This window comes from Pedobacter sp. GR22-10, assembly GCF_026239715.1.
Classification (GTDB): Bacteria; Bacteroidota; Bacteroidia; order Sphingobacteriales; family Sphingobacteriaceae; genus Pedobacter.
The window spans coordinates 161,503-179,198 of record NZ_JAPIVR010000004.1 but is presented as its reverse complement, the minus strand read 5'-3'; the positions used below and the strand labels follow the sequence as shown (position 1 = coordinate 179,198).

Genomic DNA, 17,696 nt, shown 5'->3' with positions numbered 1-17,696 from the left:
TTTAATTTTTGATTAATGAATAAAGAGCAAAGAACAATGATTTATGCCTTTAAACCAGGTTTCATTTTTTATATTTTCTGCTATGTGTCGGTTTTTTTCTTTATACCTGGCTCTTTTACCCTTACTCTTTGTTCTTTTATACTTGCTCTTATGGTAGCAATAAGGTAAAATCTCCGCCCAATGGTTCAAAATTCTCAATGCAGGTAGAAATAAAGTCCTCCCCGTAATTTACATACATCGGCGCAATGTTTAACGTTCTTTCCTGCATGGTTCCATTTGGAAAAAGTCTTTTCTTAACATTTTCAATCTGGATTAAAGCCATCTCATGCTTGCGTTTTTCAGCCCTGAATAATTTCTTTTCCAGGTTGGCCAGTAGATGATTGGTTTTCTGCTTTGCGGTATCTGCAGAAACGGAGAGGGTTTTATCAATTTTATAGGCATTCAGTTTAATCTGATCAAAAATGCTGTTAACGGCCCTGGTTTCATCTGCCAGACTTAATTGAGCAGTGGTATTTTTCTTAACCCACTCATTTTTTAATTCTTCAACTGGCAGAAAGATGTCTTCCAGCGAAAAGCCTAACTTATATAAGTTTTCAGCACTTCGTTTATCAATCAATAAGGCAGAGTTACGCAGCAATAATACCGGGAAATCAACTTTATAATAATCAAAATTAGCTTTTAACTGCATCCAGTAAGCCACTTCAGCGCCACCACCTATATAGGCAATGTTTGGTAAGATCACTTCCTCATACATGGGGCGCATCACCACATTCGGACTAAAGCGTTCCGGATATTCGTTGATTTCTGTTTTTAATTCATCTTCATTGAAACTGATCGGCGTATGGTTTACCACATATTTGCCGTTTTCGAAAATGATCCGTTCGCGTAAGTCATCTTTCAGGTAAAAAAAATTAATATCACGACCATTCACCTGGGTTTTATAACCTAAGTTTTCTAAATCTTTTGAACTGTTTTCGATGTTTTTAGCACTGTTCTGTGCCGTAATATCTGCAGCGATGATGTGTTTAAATAAACCTTTCAGTGCTACATCATCAGCATTAACAATAACCAGCCCATATTTTTCGAATAATTTATTCACGAGGTACCGGGTGGCATCTGCCAGGTTATCATGATCAAGGTAGGCTTTTTCAACCAGGCGGGCAATATGTTTTCCGTTTTTGGAGATGCCCAGATAACCCTTATAAGCCGTAACAGCAGCAGCAACAGTTTTAGTACTTAGCCTGCCTGTTGCACCATTTGTTTTTTGTATCCAGCTGATGTTTTTTTCATCAACACTGACGTGGTTAATTTCCTCAAAATCATGATCCTCTGTTGCCATCCAATAAACTGGCACGAAGTTTTTTTCAGGATGCGCGATTTTCAGCTCAATGGCCAGGTTAATGGCCGTAACAATTTTATAAATAAAATAAAGCGGACCAGTAAAAAGGTTTAACTGGTGCCCCGTGGTGACAGTAAAGGTATTTTCACTGGCGAGCAATTCAATATTTTTAGATACAGATTTATTGGTTTTCAGGTTTTCATATTGCTTCTTGAGTACATCTGCGAGGATGTTCCGGTCGCCTAGAAAATTCCTGCGCTCTATGGCTTCATTTAAACCTTCCATATCAGGGCGGTAACTGTAAAAAGGCTGTAGTGCTTCTTCGTTATGGATGTAATCCAAAACCAGTTTAGAAAATGAACCGGTTTCCTGATAGGAGATGTATTTTGCCTGCATAATCAGCGAATGTAGTGCAATTTAAGGATAAATATAAAGCTACATAACTATTTTACAATTGTTAAATAATTTCATTGCGAAGAGCTTCCCATTTCACTTTCTGATTTTTTTGGCAAAAAAAAATACTCCAAATGTTGAAGCGATTACTGATGATATTTAAACTAGATGACGGTTGATATGAATGTATTCATTTTGGATTATTTTTATAAAATTAAGAATCTATTAGTCAGGTTTTTTGGCGGCAGCAATCAAATCAACATCAACAAGTTCTAAAGATTTAACCATATCCTTAACCGTCTCTTTATACTTTTTAAAATGAGCTGTTGTGATATGCTTTTGGTATGCAGCAGTATCGGCATAAATTTCAAGTATGGTAACATGTGATGGATCATTTTTGTCAGAAACAGCATAATAGGTTAATACACCTGGCTCAAAACTAATGGCAGCAGTCATTTGCTCTTTTAATGCCCTATTATATTTGTCTAGTTGTAATGAGTCAACTTTAATTTTGGCCAATCGAACCATTTGATGTTTCTCCTGCGACAGGGCATTTTTGCTAAATAAAAGTGGTAGCATAAATAAGATAACTACAAATTTCAGCAAGTTAATTTCTCTTATTTGCATTTTATAAATTGGTTGTAGGATTTTCATAATTTATATTGAGTTAATTGAATAATCAAAACCTGCGAGCTGGTTTCGGCAATAAAATTGATAATATACGCTCATGTAGTGATGAATACAAAAAAAATGGTCCAAAAAAAACCGGCCTTGAATAAACAAGACCGGTTGTGAAATATTTGGTTTAGTGATTTACCATTTTTTTCTGCGTTCGCCGCTTCCGCCTTCACGACTTCCACCTTCTCTACGTCCGCTACCACCGGTGTTTCCACCTTTTTCATCACGGCTACGGCCAGAGAAATCTCTGAAACCACCACTGCTGGCTCCGCCTTCACGACTTCCGCCTTCGCGTCTGCCGCTACCGCCAGATGATCTTCTGTCGCCGCCACGGAAACCACCGCCACCGCCGCCTCTGCGTTCACCGCCGAAACCACCGCTACGTCTTTCTCCGCCACCGCGTCTTTCACCACCACCTTCACGACCGCCATCTCCGCTTTTTTCAATACGAACCTGGCGACCATTAAATTCAACAGATTTGAAACCTTCAAAAACGGTATCAGCTACAGCATCTTCAACTTCAAAGAAAGAGAAAACACCTTTTAGATCAATTTTGCCAACGCTTTTGCCACCAATTTTACCATTGTTACAGATAAATGATAACATATCGCCACGGGTAAATTCATCTACAGAACCCAGGTTGATAAACAAACGGGTGTAACCTTCGCTACCACGTCCACGTCTTTCACCACGCTCACCTCTTTCGCCACGGTCATCGCCAACAGCTGCATTTAAATCAGGTGCTTTAGAATAGTAATCCAGGAAACGGTTAAATTCTAATGAAGCGAAACGTTTGATTACGTCTTCCTTGGTCAAATCAGCAAATTCATCCATAATACGGGGAATGTACTGGTCAATCTGTTCGTTGTTAACTTCAACGTTGTGTACTTTATGTACCAGAGAGAATAATTGTTTTTCACAAACATCAAATCCGGTAGGCAATTCAGCTTTGGTAAATTGCTTACCAATAATGCGCTCTAACTGACGGATTTTTCCAACTTCTTTAGAGTTGATGATACAGATGGAGATACCTGTTTTACCCGCACGACCGGTACGGCCAGAACGGTGGGTATAACTTTCAATTTCATCAGGTAAAGAATAATTGATGACGTGTGTTACGTTATTTACATCGATACCACGGGCAGCAACATCAGTAGCAATTAATAATTGCATGTTACGCTCACGGAAACGTTGCATTACTTTATCACGTTGTTGTTGCGATAAATCGCCGTGTAAAGCATCAGCATTGTAGCCATCCTTAATTAAGTGTTCTGCAACATCTTGTGTATCCAGTTTGGTTTTACAAAATACTACCGCAAAAATTTCAGGGTTGAAATCTACAATACGTTTTAAGGCCGCGTATTTATCACGGGCACGAACAATATAATATTCGTGTTCAATGTTTACGTTACCAGTGTTTTTAGTGCCCATGGTTAATTCAACAGGCTCGTTCATGTATTTTTTAGCAATACGGCGAACTTCTGCTGGCATGGTAGCCGAGAATAACCAGGTTTTTTTGTCATCAGGTGTAGTTGATAAAATGTCGTTGATGTCATCCTGGAAACCCATGTTTAACATCTCGTCAGCTTCATCAAGCACAACATATTTAACTGAAGAAAAATCGATGGCTTTACGGCCAATGATATCCAACATACGGCCGGGCGTGGCCACTACGATCTGAACGCCTTGGCGTATTTCACGTAGTTGTTGCATAATGTTCGCGCCACCGTAAACGGCAACAACGTGGGCATTAGCAACGTTTTTAGAAAAGTTTTTAAGGTCGTTAGCGATCTGCAAGCATAACTCACGGGTAGGGCATAAAATCAATGCCTGTGGTTTATTAACTTTAAAATCGATTAGTTCTAACAGCGGCAAACCAAATGCGGCTGTTTTTCCTGTTCCTGTTTGGGCCAAACCAACAAAATCATTAGTGCCTTCTAACAGTACAGGAATACTTTGCTCCTGAATCGGCGTTGGATTTTCGAATCCAAGGTCCTTTACGGCATTAACGACGTCATCACTTATCCCCAATAATTGAAATGGGTTTGTCATTCGTCTTTTATTTTTAATTGAGCCGCAAAGGTAAGGTTAATATTTCGTATTTTACAGATAATCAAGTAAATAGTTTTTTGAGCTAAATATATGAGAATAAGCGACTAAAGGAAAATGAGAAAAGGATGATGGGAAATGTTGGATGGAACAGGTTTAAGTGAAGGTTGTGACTACGTCAGCGATGGGCGTTTTTATTTGGAAAGCGGTTGCAGTAGTGCTTGTGTCGCAGCAGTCCCGTTTTCCGTTTCAATCTTTTTAAACCTTTCCGGTTTTAAAAAGGATTTTCACTCCAACCGGGTTTAGTTGGCGGGGGGGAATGCAGTTATTTGCGTTTGTTTTTAAATAACCACTTCGGTAACTCATCGGTTAATATGGCTGGCGCAAATATATCGTTGTGGGCCAGATGGTCGAATTCCCAAAACCTGGTTTTGTTTTGATAGCTTACCTCCTCAAAGAATTGCTTGTCGCTGTTGAAGGGGTTCTCGGTATCTATATTGCCATGGATCAGCCAGATTGGAATGTTTGTGAGTCGATTTACCTGGTTAAATTGAGGTATGCCAGATATGCTGATCCCTGCGGCAAATAAACCAGGTTTTAAAGATAGCGCATTGATTACGGAAGAAGCACCCATTGAAAAACCGACTACATAAATTCTCTTTTCATCAATATTTAAAGTGTTTTTCAAACTGTCTATTAATTGCAATGCTGTTTGTAGACAAGGTTGCGGTACTGAAGTTAAAACATTTCTATTTTTATCCGGTACATAATTTGATGATCTCGAAGGAAACTGCGGTGCCAAAATAAAAGCCGGGTATCTGGCCTGTATTTCATCCATTGCAAACAGCTTGGCCAAAATTCCCAACTGGCTGTTATTGTCATTTCCAACGGCATTGGATCCATGAAACACAATTACTAAAGGGCGTTTGCCTTTAATATGAACAGGTTTAAACAAGCGGTAAACAATTGCGGTGTCAGCATTACCATTGAATGATCCCCTCGTAAAAACATCGGTATTGAAGCTTTTTATTTCGCCTATTCTTTTTCGAAGAAAAACAGTATCAGTACTTTCAGGGATAATGGTTTTTCCAAAAGTATGAATACGTTTACTGCAAGATAATATGCCACAAAATAAAACCAATAACAGGGGATAAGTTATTGGTCTTTTATTTAATAGGCTGGAAATTGCTTTAGTGGTTTGGAGCAAAATTTTCGACATATCTGCTGGTGAAGTTAAACTATCTTAACCTTTCAGCTGAACGAATTAAGCGTTCATCTTTGTTAATGCCAAAAATAGCTAAAATGAGAAATAAAATAGCCAATGCAGGCATATAGGCACCCATTCCGAAACTCGCACCTTCAATGCCACCCGGAAGCTCTTTTGCGTAAAAACTGCACAAAAATGCAAAACCAATTATGGTCAGTATGGTCAAAATTACCAGGCGTTTTTGTAGCGTTCTTCTTTTAAAATTGAAGATATTGACAAAACATAAAAGAATCAGGATGATATTTACAATTAATGGCGGCAAAAATACTTCAGCATTTAATGCACTTCCGCTTTGCACGTGCATGAAACGATGTAATCCATAGGTATAGAGTATGGATTCAGAACCATCAACGGTTTTTGTGGCAATTGGTAAGAAAAGCATTAAGATCAGAACGACAGTAGCTAAGAAAAGCCAAATTGATTGTATCCTTTGTATCATGTTAATTTAAACTGTTTTGGCAAAAATAACTTTTTTATCGGTAGGATAAAAGAGATTCAAACATTAGGCTTGTGCTTTCACCTAACCGCCGAATCCAATAAACTAAACCCTTTGCCCTTTGCTACCTAAAACGTATTTTTGCAGCGCTTTGAACAGAAAAAGGTATTTCATACAAATCGCATATGATGGCAGCTTATACCATGGCTGGCAAATTCAGCCCAATGCCATAACCGTTCAGGAGCTATTGGATAAGGCATTGTCGACTGTTTTTAGACAAGCTGTTGAAACATTGGGCTGCGGCAGAACTGACTCAGGTGTACATGCCAAAGATTTTTATGCCCATTTTGATCTGGATGAAATAGAAGAAAATAAGGTTTTAAATTCAATTTCAGGTATAAACGCACTTTTACCTTACCAGATTGCAGCAAAGCAGATTATTGTGGTACATGATGCCGCACATGCCCGCTTCGATGCAACATCACGTGCTTATCAGTATTTTATCCATTTTGCTAAAGATCCTTTTAAACTCAACAGATCCTGGTTAGTAAAAGATCATCTAAATATCGTAGCGATGAATGAGGCGGCTGCATTATTATTTGATTATTCTGATTTCTCCTGTTTCAGTAAATCTAATACCCAAACATTTACGAATAATTGTAAAATTACCCAGGCCTTTTTTGCAGAGATAGATGGAGGTTTGGTGTTTACCATTCAGGCTGATCGTTTTTTGCGGAACATGGTCAGGGCAATTATGGGAACACTGGTAAGCGTTGGCAAAAATGAACTTAACTTAGCTGGATTTAAAACAATTATAGAAAGTAAAAACCGAAGCAATGCCGGTCAATCCGTGCCAGCCTGTGGTTTGTACTTGGTTAAAATAGAATATCCGTATATAAAAAATGATTGAAGTATAGAATTATAGAGGGATTGAATTACAGAGGGATTGAATTATAGAATGGTTATTCATTCATTCAAAATTATAGAATTATAGATTGGTTGAATTATAGAATGATTATTCGTTCATTCAAAATTCATTCATTCAAAATTATAGAATTACAGATTGGTTGAATTATAGAATGATTATTCGTTCATTCAAAATTCATTCATTCAAAATTATAGAATTACAGATTGGTTGAATTATAGAGTGGTTATTCATTCATTCAAAATTATAGAATTATAGATTGGTTGAATTATAGAATGGTTATTCATTCATTCAAAATTCATTCATTCAAAATTATAGAATTACAGATTGGTTGAATTATAGAATGGTTATTCATTCATTCAAAATTCATTCATTCAAAATTATAGAATTATAGATTGGTTGAATTATAGAATGATTATTCGTTCATTCAAAATTCATTCATTCAAAATTATAGAATTACAGATTGGTTGAATTATAGAATGGTTATTCATTCATTCAAAACTCATTCATTCAAAATTTAAAAAATGGCAGTAACAGGCGACGTATATAACACAGGATTACTAAAGCGTATTTTTCAATATGTTAAGCCTTATCGTGCTGTTTTTGTATGGTCGGTCATTTTAACGGTTTTACTGGCTGCAATTTCTCCCATCCGTCCCTTTTTAATTAAATATACACTTGATCATTATATTCTGGCCGGTAAATATTCGGGTTTGGTGAACATGACCATGCTGATGATTTTTATGCTGATCCTTCAAACGCTGATTCAGTATAACCATACCCTTTTAACCAATACGCTGGGCCAGTCTGTTATTCGTGATTTACGAATAAATGTGTTTAATCACATTACCAAACTCAGGCTAAAGTTTTTTGATCAGACCCCCATTGGGCAATTGATTACCCGCACTGTATCCGATTTAGAAACCATAGCTGATATCTTTTCGGAAGGATTGATCTCCATGATTGGCGATTCACTCCAGGTGGTGGTCATTGTTGGAGTGATGCTGTATACCGACTGGGAGCTGAGTATAGTAGTACTGTTACCCATACCGCTCCTGATCATGGCCACCCGGAAATTCCAGAAAGCCATAAAAATCGCTTTCCAGGAAATCAGAAACGAGGTCTCCAACCTGAATACTTTTTTGCAGGAACACATTACAGGTGTTTCTATCGTACAGTATTTTGCAAGAGAACGTCAGGAATATAAGAAATTCTATGCCATCAATAAGCGTTACCGCGATGCGAATATCAGGTCCAACTGGTATTATTCCATATTTTTTCCTGTAGTAGAACTGATTTCAGCCATGTCCCTTGGTTTATTGATCTGGTATGGTGCGAGGAGTATTTTAGCGAAGCCACTTGATGTAACACCAGGAACGATTACCCAGTTCATTATGTACCTGGGGATGGTTTTTACGCCCATTCGCCAGCTGGCCGATAAATTTAATACCCTCCAAATGGGCATGGTTGGCGCAGAACGTGTATTTAAAGTGCTTGATACCAAAGACACTACACCTAATGAAGGGCGTCAAAAGCCAGAAAAATTAGCCGGTAATATCGAATTTAAAAACGTTTGGTTTGCCTATAATGAGGATCATTATGTTTTGAAAGATTTAACTTTCGAGGTGAAGGCCGGTGAAACTATTGCATTAGTGGGTGCAACCGGTGCAGGCAAATCATCAACAATCAATATTTTAAACCGCTTTTATGAAACAGGAAAAGGAAAGGTTACAGTAGATGGCATTCAGATTGAAGATTTTGATTTAGATTACCTGCGTGGCCACATTGCCACGGTGCTTCAGGATGTTTTCCTGTTTTCAGATACCATCCTGAATAACATTACACTCAATAATGCTGAAATAACCATGGAGCAAGTCGTAAATGCGGCAAAAAAGGTGGGCGCACATGAGTTTATTGAGCGTTTACCCGGGGGCTACCAGTATAATGTGATGGAAAGAGGGGCTACACTGTCTGCCGGACAAGCCCAGTTGATCTCCTTTATTCGTGCACTGGTCCACAATCCGGCTATTCTCGTTTTAGATGAGGCCACCTCATCTGTAGATACCGAAACAGAATTGCTGATTCAAAAAGCCATCGATAACTTAATGGAGGGCAGAACTTCGATTGTGATTGCACACCGTTTATCTACCATTCAGAAGGCCAATCTGATTGTTGTTTTGGATAAAGGCGAAATCAAAGAAAAAGGTACGCATCAGGAACTATTGAAACTTGATGGCTACTATAAAAAACTTTACGACCTGCAGTTTTCTTCAAAAGGAATTGCCAAGGTTTAATCTAACCTTTTCTCGAAAGAATTTCTTAATTTAACCTCTTTATACCTGAAAGATGAAAATATTTAAGCAATCCGTACTTTTCCTAATTGTTTTATTTACATTGAACGTATCTGCACAGCAGAAAAAATATGTGATGGTGATCCATGGTGGTGCCGGAACCATTCTGAAAAAGAACATGACACCTGAAAAGGAGGCGGCTTATATAGCGGTTTTAACACAGGCATTGCAAACAGGTTACGCACAAATAAAAGCTGGAAAATCTAGTCTGGATGCTGTGGAAGCAACCATTCATGTACTGGAAAATGACCCGCACTTTAATGCAGGCAAAGGAGCTGTTTTTACACATGATGGTAAAAATGAACTGGATGCCGCCATGATGGATGGAAAAACATTAATGGCGGGTGCTGTTGCCGGGGTCACTACAATTAAAAATCCAATTTCTGCAGCCAGGGCGGTAATGGAAAAATCAGAACATGTAATGCTGGTTGGTGCAGGTGCTGATCTGTTTGCAAAGGAAGCAGGTCTGGAAATCGTAGATCCAAAATACTTTTGGACGAAAGAACGCTGGGATGGTTTGCAGCAAGCCATTAAAGAAGATTCTACCAAAGCCGTATTGGATCATGGCAGCAAAAAATCTGAGCTTTTGGGTATAAAAAATCACGATTATAAATTTGGTACCGTAGGTTGTGTGGCGCTGGACAAGGCAGGTAACTTAGCGGCCGGAACTTCCACGGGAGGCATGACCAATAAAAAGTATGGAAGGGTAGGCGATGCACCTATTATTGGTGCCGGGACCTATTGCAATAATGAAACGGCCGGTATTTCCTGTACAGGCTGGGGGGAATTTTACATCCGTAATGTGGTTGCCAAAACCATTTCAGATTTAATGGAATACAAAGGTTTATCGGTTATTGAAGCATCAAAAATTGCTTTAGATAAAGTAGGTAAAATGGGAGGGGATGGTGGTTTGATTGCCCTGGATAGAAAAGGGAATATCACCATGCCGTTTAATACAGAAGGCATGTACAGAGGCGCCATTACGGCTGATGGTAAAATTGAAGTGAGCATTTATAAATAATGAAAAAGCTGTTTTTGTTGCTGGCACTGGCTGGTTTTTCAATTTTTGTAAATGCCCAAAACAAAGGTAATTTGTTCATTATCGGGGGTGGAAATCGTTCCGATGATTTGATGAAACAAATGTTGAATACTGCTGATTTAAAAGCAAATGATTATATTATTGTTTTGCCTATGGCGAGTGAAATCCCGGATTCTGGCTATAAAACACTTGCTCTGCAATTGAAAAAGCTGGATCAACACCCGATCAGGAACTTTAATTTTAACAAACACGATGTAAATGATAAAAGCTGGATTGATTCACTTGCAGGAGCGAAGCTGATCTATATTTTAGGCGGCGATCAAAACCGGTTTATGAAGTCTGTTTTAAATACACCCATTTATACCGCCCTACACAAAGCCTTTAAAAATGGTTCCACTATTGCTGGCACAAGTGCCGGAGCTGCCGTAATGAGTAAATATATGATTACCGGAAAACAGCTTTTAGATACGGCTTACAAAGAAACTTTTAATAAACTCCGGGATAAAAATATTGAGTTTTCGCCGGGCTTAGGGTTGCTGGAAAATACCATTATTGATCAGCATTTTCTGAAACGCAACCGATACAACCGTTTGATTTCGGCATTGGCCGCACATCCTGATTTGGTTTGTGTGGGGATTGATGAAAGCACAGCTATTATTGTACACGGTAATAAGGCCACTGTAGCTGGTGAAGGTCAGGTGATTCGGCTGGCCAATCCTGTGGAAGTTAAAAATACAGACAGAGGTTTATTAAAATTTAGTCACGCCGAATTTGGGGTATTTACCGCTGGTGATGTGATTAATGTAAAACCTTGAAGAAACGCTTTTGATGATGCAGATTAGGAGTTTGGTTTAAGTGCAGAACCTGGTGCGCTGGATTAAAGATAATTTTGAAGTGATCTGTTTAATGGGATAGTGGTGCATAAACTCAACCTTTGTGTTTTATATTTCTATGCAACTCCATACTCGAAACTTCCAGCTCTAAGCATTTTTATCTTATATGCACAAAGCCTGAAGCGCTTTGTAACTTTCGACTCCTGTCTCTATGCGCTCAACTTCCAACTATTTAAACTATCTTTGCGGCAGAAACATGCACACAGCTTGTTTAATTAAACCAGATCACATTGGCTCAGGAAGAACAAAATAACCGCAAGGAAAAAAGCGAGTTACACCCACGCAACAAACACCGTTCGCGCTACAATTTCAAACAACTTATCTCTACTTCAAAAGAATTAAAACGTTTCGTTTTCAAAAATGAACATCACGATGATTCGATTGATTTTGCAGACCAGAATGCGGTAAAAGCATTAAACAGGGCATTACTGAAATATTTTTACAATATCTCTCAATGGGATATCCCGCAGGATTTTCTTTGTCCGCCAATTCCGGGCAGGGCCGATTATATCCACTATGTAGCCGATCTGTTAGGTTCAAGTAATAAAGGAAAGAATCCTAAAGGCGCAAACGTCCATGTGCTGGATATTGGTGTGGGCGCCAATTGTATTTATCCGATTATCGGCCATCAGGAATACGGCTGGAATTTCGTTGGTTCCGAAATCGATCCGCTTTCTGTAGATTCTGCAAAGCGTATTATAGAGGCAAACAAAGAGTTGCAGGGCGCAATTGAAATCCGTCAGCAATCATCAAAAATGGGTATCTTCAGGGGGATTGTGGGTAGAACTGAACGTTTTGATGCGGTGGTTTGCAATCCGCCATTTCATGCCTCCTTAAAAGAAGCAGAGCAGGGTACCCGTCAAAAATGGCGCAACCTGGGTGGCAATGAAAAAGAAGTGAAACACGTTTTAAACTTTGGTGGCAACAAGGCCGAACTTTGGTGCCCGGGTGGTGAACGCGCTTTTGTGGAACAAATGATTATTCAAAGTGCACAAATCAAAAAACAGGTGCTTTGGTTTACCTCGCTGGTTTCTAAAAGTGCCAATTTAAAAAGCATTTATGGTGCTTTGGTTAAAGCAGAAGCCTTTGAGGTGCGTACTGTGCAAATGAGTCAGGGACAGAAAATAAGTCGTTTCGTTGCCTGGACTTTCCAGGATGACCATGAACAGGCCGAATGGGCAAAAGGATGGAAATAAGTCTCAAGTCTGGAGTCGGAAGTCTTTAGTCGGCCAAGCGATTTTGTCGAAGCAAAATATAAACAAAGCTGGATTAATGAAAGTTAATCTGGCTTTTTGCATTAGTAGCATTTGCAATCAAGTTTTGAGCTACAAAGATTCGGGATCCTGAAAGCAACGTATTTTTACGAAGGGCAACCATAGAACTGTCTACTGCAAGTATAGAAATGCCTTAATTAAACGAAGTACAGCTTATCCTGGTAATGGTAAATACAGAAAAATTCTAATGTGACTTCTTTTCGTAAGCAATTAAGATAACCAGGTTATTGTCTTGGTCCGGTGCAAGGCCATGCCAACTTCCCGGTCGGGTTAAAATGGCATCACCAGGTTTTACCGGGAAAACTTTGCCATTCATCCGCATGATGCCATTTCCACTGATGACATAATAAATTTCATCTTCCTTTTGCAAATGATAACCGATAGCAGATCCAGGCTTTAATATTCTTTTTTTAAAAACTGTTTTAAGGTCTTTGGCCGTACCGAAGAAATTAAAACCGATGGTTTCGCCCCCACCCTGATGGGTCCCGGGTTCTTTCTTTGCCACCTCCGCATCATTCTGCAGGATATATCCGGCGGCCCCGCTCTGCTGCGCCTTAACGCAAACAGCCAGCGAGGCGAAAATGGCCGTAATGATCAATATTTTGATTTTCATAAGGTAGATTTCAGTATTAAACTATATTGTTGTTTCTTGCATCGAACTTTAAGCCCTGAGCTTCCTGCTTTAGTCCTTAATTTTTCTACACTAAAGTAACGAATCCTTACATTTTCATGAAAAAATGGACTAAATAATCTGTTTTTAGGCTTGACTTTCCAGTCAATAATATTAGCTTTGCACAAAAAAAATAGATACATGAGCGTTTTAGTAAATAAAGATTCTAAGGTTATCGTTCAGGGTTTTACCGGAAACGAAGGAACTTACCATGCCGAGCAGATGCTGGCGTACGGTACAAACGTAGTTGGTGGTGTAACGCCTGGCAAAGGTGGGCAATTGCATTTAGAAAAGCCTGTTTTTAATACGGTTAAAGATGCTGTTGATCAAACAGGAGCAAATGTATCTATCATTTTTGTGCCACCTGCTTTTGCTGCTGATGCCATTATGGAAGCTGCAGAAGGTGGTATTAAAGTAATTGTTTGTATTACTGAAGGCATCCCGACTAAGGATATGATTCAGGTTAAAGAATATATTTCAGACCGTGATGTGACTTTGATTGGCCCTAACTGCCCGGGTGTGATTACTGCTGATGAGGCTAAAATTGGTATCATGCCAGGTTTTATCTTCAAAAAAGGTCATGTAGGTGTGGTTTCTAAATCAGGAACTTTAACTTACGAAGCGGTAGATCAGGTAGTTAAAGCAGGTTTAGGTATTACGACAGCTATCGGTATCGGTGGTGACCCGATTATCGGAACACCAACAGTTGAAGCAGTTAAGTTATTAATGAACGATCCTGAAACACACGGTATCATCATGATTGGTGAAATTGGTGGGGGAATGGAAGCTGAAGCGGCCCGCTGGATTAAAGAACACGGTACTAAACCGGTTGTAGGTTTCATCGCTGGTCAGACTGCGCCTCCGGGACGTAGAATGGGGCACGCTGGTGCAATTGTTGGCGGTGCTGATGATACTGCAGCTGCAAAAATGAAAATCATGCGTGAGTGTGGTATTCGTGTAGTAGAAAGCCCTGCTGAAATTGGTGCTGCAATGGCAGAAGAACTGGCTAAATAAGATTTAAAAATCTCATTATAGAAAAGCGTTTCGATTAGGTTCGGGACGCTTTTTTTGTTTTGGCAGGTTGCATACAAATGAAGGAAAAAAGAAAGCAATAAATTAGTTGACACGGAAAGCACGGAATAAAAAATAGGAAAAAATTAGAAAATTTAATTAGCTTGGTTAATATTCTCATTTATGGATTATCAAATAAAACAAGGTAATCTTCCCTATAAAAATGAAACTGATTTAATTATTAATGCTGCAATTGAAGTTCATAAGGATTTAAGTTGTGGTTTTCTTGAGATTGTTTATAAGGACGCGCTTTCTGTCGAATTTGAAAGCCGAGGATACTTTTATGAGAGCGAAAAATATTATCCTGTTTACTATAAGGATGTTTTACTTGCGCATAGCTTTTATGCTGATTTTATAGTTTTTGATACTGTAGTTTTAGAAATAAAATCAAAAAGTGGAATAGCGAATGGAGATTTGGCTCAAACTATAAACTATTTGAAATGCGCTGAATGTAGCGTTTGGCTTAGTATTAAACTTCGGCAAGCCCACTTTAGAAATAAGACGCGTTGTTTTCTAAATCATTTTCCGTGTATTCCGTGGCAAAAAAACTTTTGGCGCATAAGAAAATTTAAAAACTTTCCAAGTCTTTCATGGCAAACCAGCAATCTCCGAATGATGGCACCTTTAGCTTCCGGAATTGCCCAACCCCCAACGGATTTATCATTCCTTTGTAAACACTACTACATTCTCTCAAACCCGCAAACCAAATCAAAATCAATGGCGTATATTAATACATGAACACGATGTTAAATAAACTATTTTTGATCTCTGCTGTTGTTTTAATTACGAGTCTTTCTGCCTGTGCGCAAAAGCAGGAAAAGAAAGAGACCGAGCGGACACAGCAATCAGAAAATATTATACCGAAAAAGAAAATGAACTGGAATCCATTAACCCCCGAAGAAGAAAGAGTAATTGTTAATAAAGGAACAGAATATCCTGGTACGGGTAAATATGAACATACTACCGAAAAAGGTACTTACACGTGCAAACGTTGCAATGCGGCATTATATAGATCAGAAAGTAAATTTGATGCACGCTGTGGCTGGCCGGCCTTCGATGATGAAATTAAAGGAGCCGTTAAACGCATCCCGGATGCTGACGGATCACGTACAGAAATTGTTTGCGCCAATTGTGGCGCGCATTTAGGTCACGTATTTCTAGGTGAAGGATTTACCAATAAAGACACCCGTCATTGTGTAAATTCAATCTCCATGAACTTTGTCCCGGATAAAAAATAAGGTGGATGTAGTAGGGTTAGGTAGAGGCGTATAGCGATAAGTTATACGCCTTTTTTGATGCTCAGAATTTAGCTGTTTTTCCACAAATTGTTGATTATAAACTAAATGCTTATATTTGTGCGCTCTACAAATAAAATTTAGCCTATGAAGTATCTGCTGTTATTAAGTTTTAGTCTGCTGTTTTTACAAGGTAAAGCACAAAATTCCGGTCCCTTAAATGCGCCGGATAGTATCAATAAAACAGTTCTGGCAACTTATTATCACAGAAAATTCGAAGGCCGCCGAACCACCAGCGGTGTTAAATACCGGGCAAAAAAATTAACTGCCGCACACCGCACCTTACCCATGGGAACAATGATTACCGTAACTAATCCCGACAATGGAAAATCAGTTGTGGTAAAAGTGAATGATCGTGGTCCATTCTCAAAAAAATTAGCCATAGATCTTTCAGAAAGTGCCGCAAAACAGATTGGCATTTATCGCCAGGGAATTGCCAAAGTTAGCCTCAGTTATAACTTAGAATAATATTCTTTTTAGCTCTATTTTGTAAAGCTTATATGGCTTAAATTTAAGTTATTAACACTTATTTTTATTTGCTATCCCCTTGAAACTAAACAATTACCTTTTTTTTCGCCCGAAAATGAGATTTAGCTGATGTGTTTATTCACCTAAATCACAACGGTGTTAACAACTTTGGTTCAAAAAACAAGCCCTGTGTATCTATATTTGTTTCAACAAAGTTCTTCAACTTCTTGCACCTGAAAACAAATATAAAGGCTTATTTTTTAGTGATTTACTGGTAGATCTCTCGATTAAAATTTAAATTTCCCCAGCTAAAAAATGTAGTTGTTTGCCAGAAAGCAGGAGTTAGCACTTTCACTACAGCGTTTTGATAAAGACATTTCAATCACCATATCACATTGGTGGATGCATGTCTTCGTCGGCTCTGATTAAAATGAAGAAAAATAAAGTATCAGTTATGGAACAGGAATTATTACTACAAGAAAACAAAGATAGGTTCGTGCTTTTGCCGATTAAATATCCGGCAATTTGGGAGATGTATAAAAAAACCGAAGCCAGCTTTTGGACGGCAGAAGAAATTGATCTTTCTGATGACCAGAAACACTGGGATAATTTAAATGATGGAGAAAGACACTTCATTTCTCATATTCTGGCATTCTTTTCTGCCAGTGATGGTATTGTTAATGAAAACCTGGCGGTAAACTTCATGAGTGAAGTGCAGTTGCCGGAAGCCCGTTGTTTCTATGGTTTTCAGATCATGATGGAAAACATCCACGCCGAAACCTATGCGTTATTAATTGATACTTATATTAAAGATCCGGAAGAAAAAGACCGTTTATTCCATGCCATTGACACTGTTCCGGCAGTTAAAAGAAAAGCGGAATGGGCACTTCGCTGGATTGAAAACGGAACTTTCGCAGAGCGTTTAGTGGCATTTGCTGCGGTTGAAGGTATTTTCTTCAGCGGAAGTTTCTGCTCAATTTTCTGGTTAAAGAAACGTGGCTTAATGCCAGGATTAACGTTCAGTAATGAGTTAATCTCAAGAGATGAAGGTTCACACTGTGAGTTTGCCTGCCTGTTATACAGCATGTTGAGCAATAAGCTAAGTGAGGAAGCGGTTCACGGGATCATCAGTGATGCAGTAGAAATTGAAAAAGAATTTATTACAGATGCATTACCGGTAGCCTTGATTGGCATGAACGCTAAATTAATGAGTCAGTATATCGAATTTGTAGCAGACAGGTGGTTACAGGAACTGGGTTATAAAAAAATCTACCATGCAACCAATCCATTCGATTTTATGGAAATGATTTCACTACAGGGAAAAACCAACTTCTTTGAGAAAAGGGTAGGTGATTATCAAAAAAGTGGTGTGTTAACCTCAGCCGATAATAATAAACAGGCGTTTTCATTAGATGAAGACTTTTAAGCCAAATTCGAATTAGTGAATGATGGAATGAGTAAATGCTCTTTTATCATTCAAAGAAATAAATAAATGCAATGAATAGAGTGGAGGCGATGGGTAGATTAACATTCTCTCATTCAAAACTC

Annotated in this window: 16 protein-coding genes; 10 read left to right on the top strand and 6 right to left on the bottom strand. The window is 38.6% G+C overall.

What is annotated here, in order from left to right; genetic code table 11:
• Positions 1 to 148: 148 nt before the first annotated feature.
• The 5 genes from bshC to OQX64_RS17385 all read right to left on the bottom strand — a co-directional run bounded on the left by bshC (position 149) and on the right by OQX64_RS17385 (position 6,165).
• On the bottom strand, positions 149 to 1,735 hold the full coding sequence (gene bshC, locus OQX64_RS17405) for a bacillithiol biosynthesis cysteine-adding enzyme BshC (RefSeq protein WP_265819730.1): 1,587 nt from the start codon (positions 1,733 to 1,735) through the stop codon (positions 149 to 151).
• Positions 1,736 to 1,957: 222 nt separating this feature from the next.
• Positions 1,958 to 2,386, bottom strand: a complete 429-nt coding sequence (locus OQX64_RS17400) for a putative quinol monooxygenase (RefSeq protein ID WP_265819729.1) — start codon at positions 2,384 to 2,386, stop codon at positions 1,958 to 1,960.
• Between the two features lie 159 nt (positions 2,387 to 2,545).
• On the bottom strand, positions 2,546 to 4,462 hold the full coding sequence (locus OQX64_RS17395; protein ID WP_265819728.1) for a DEAD/DEAH box helicase: 1,917 nt from the start codon (positions 4,460 to 4,462) through the stop codon (positions 2,546 to 2,548).
• Positions 4,463 to 4,784: 322 nt separating this feature from the next.
• Positions 4,785 to 5,678 carry an alpha/beta hydrolase-fold protein gene (locus tag OQX64_RS17390; RefSeq protein WP_265819727.1) on the bottom strand — a complete coding sequence of 298 codons (894 nt, stop codon included), beginning with the start codon at positions 5,676 to 5,678 and terminating at the stop codon, positions 4,785 to 4,787.
• Between the two features lie 19 nt (positions 5,679 to 5,697).
• A complete protein-coding gene (locus OQX64_RS17385) occupies positions 5,698 to 6,165 on the bottom strand; it encodes a DUF4293 domain-containing protein (RefSeq protein ID WP_265819726.1) in 468 nt (155 codons plus the stop codon).
• A 148-nt stretch (positions 6,166 to 6,313) separates the two neighbouring features.
• Here OQX64_RS17385 and truA point away from each other — a divergent pair, with 148 nt between their 5' ends.
• The 5 genes from truA to rlmF all read left to right on the top strand — a co-directional run bounded on the left by truA (position 6,314) and on the right by rlmF (position 12,566).
• Positions 6,314 to 7,072 (top strand): tRNA pseudouridine(38-40) synthase TruA, encoded by a 759-nt coding sequence (gene truA / locus OQX64_RS17380; RefSeq protein ID WP_265819725.1) that lies wholly within the window; start codon positions 6,314 to 6,316, stop codon positions 7,070 to 7,072.
• 539 nt (positions 7,073 to 7,611) lie between these two features.
• Positions 7,612 to 9,381, top strand: coding sequence for an ABC transporter ATP-binding protein (locus OQX64_RS17375; protein ID WP_265819724.1), 1,770 nt, complete (start codon positions 7,612 to 7,614; stop codon positions 9,379 to 9,381).
• A gap of 52 nt (positions 9,382 to 9,433) precedes the next feature.
• Positions 9,434 to 10,459 carry an isoaspartyl peptidase/L-asparaginase family protein gene (locus OQX64_RS17370; protein WP_265819723.1) on the top strand — a complete coding sequence of 342 codons (1,026 nt, stop codon included), beginning with the start codon at positions 9,434 to 9,436 and terminating at the stop codon, positions 10,457 to 10,459.
• Positions 10,459 to 11,292, top strand: coding sequence for a cyanophycinase (locus OQX64_RS17365; protein WP_265819722.1), 834 nt, complete (start codon positions 10,459 to 10,461; stop codon positions 11,290 to 11,292). The genes OQX64_RS17370 and OQX64_RS17365 overlap by 1 nt, the downstream gene beginning before the upstream one ends.
• A 308-nt stretch (positions 11,293 to 11,600) precedes the next feature.
• Positions 11,601 to 12,566: a 23S rRNA (adenine(1618)-N(6))-methyltransferase RlmF gene (rlmF, locus tag OQX64_RS17360; protein WP_088299297.1), complete on the top strand. Its 966-nt coding sequence runs from the start codon at positions 11,601 to 11,603 to the stop codon at positions 12,564 to 12,566.
• A gap of 262 nt (positions 12,567 to 12,828) precedes the next feature.
• On the opposite strand, the gene OQX64_RS17355 is transcribed toward rlmF, so the two are convergent.
• Positions 12,829 to 13,257, bottom strand: a complete 429-nt coding sequence (locus OQX64_RS17355) for a cupin domain-containing protein (protein WP_265819721.1) — start codon at positions 13,255 to 13,257, stop codon at positions 12,829 to 12,831.
• A 198-nt stretch (positions 13,258 to 13,455) separates the two neighbouring features.
• Between OQX64_RS17355 and sucD the strand changes: the two genes are divergently transcribed.
• The 5 genes from sucD (at position 13,456) to OQX64_RS17330 (ending at position 17,574) form a co-directional block, all read left to right on the top strand.
• Entirely contained in the window at positions 13,456 to 14,328 is an 873-nt protein-coding gene (gene sucD / locus OQX64_RS17350; protein ID WP_088299300.1) for a succinate--CoA ligase subunit alpha, read from the top strand.
• A gap of 180 nt (positions 14,329 to 14,508) precedes the next feature.
• Positions 14,509 to 15,123: a GxxExxY protein gene (locus tag OQX64_RS17345; RefSeq protein ID WP_265819720.1), complete on the top strand. Its 615-nt coding sequence runs from the start codon at positions 14,509 to 14,511 to the stop codon at positions 15,121 to 15,123.
• Positions 15,120 to 15,623, top strand: a complete 504-nt coding sequence (locus OQX64_RS17340; protein WP_265819719.1) for a methionine-R-sulfoxide reductase — start codon at positions 15,120 to 15,122, stop codon at positions 15,621 to 15,623. Before OQX64_RS17345 ends, OQX64_RS17340 begins: the two co-directional genes overlap by 4 nt.
• Before the next feature lie 144 nt (positions 15,624 to 15,767).
• Positions 15,768 to 16,148, top strand: a complete 381-nt coding sequence (locus OQX64_RS17335; protein WP_265819718.1) for a septal ring lytic transglycosylase RlpA family protein — start codon at positions 15,768 to 15,770, stop codon at positions 16,146 to 16,148.
• 430 nt (positions 16,149 to 16,578) lie between these two features.
• Positions 16,579 to 17,574, top strand: a complete 996-nt coding sequence (locus OQX64_RS17330; protein WP_088299304.1) for a ribonucleoside-diphosphate reductase small subunit — start codon at positions 16,579 to 16,581, stop codon at positions 17,572 to 17,574.
• Positions 17,575 to 17,696: the final 122 nt, after the last annotated feature.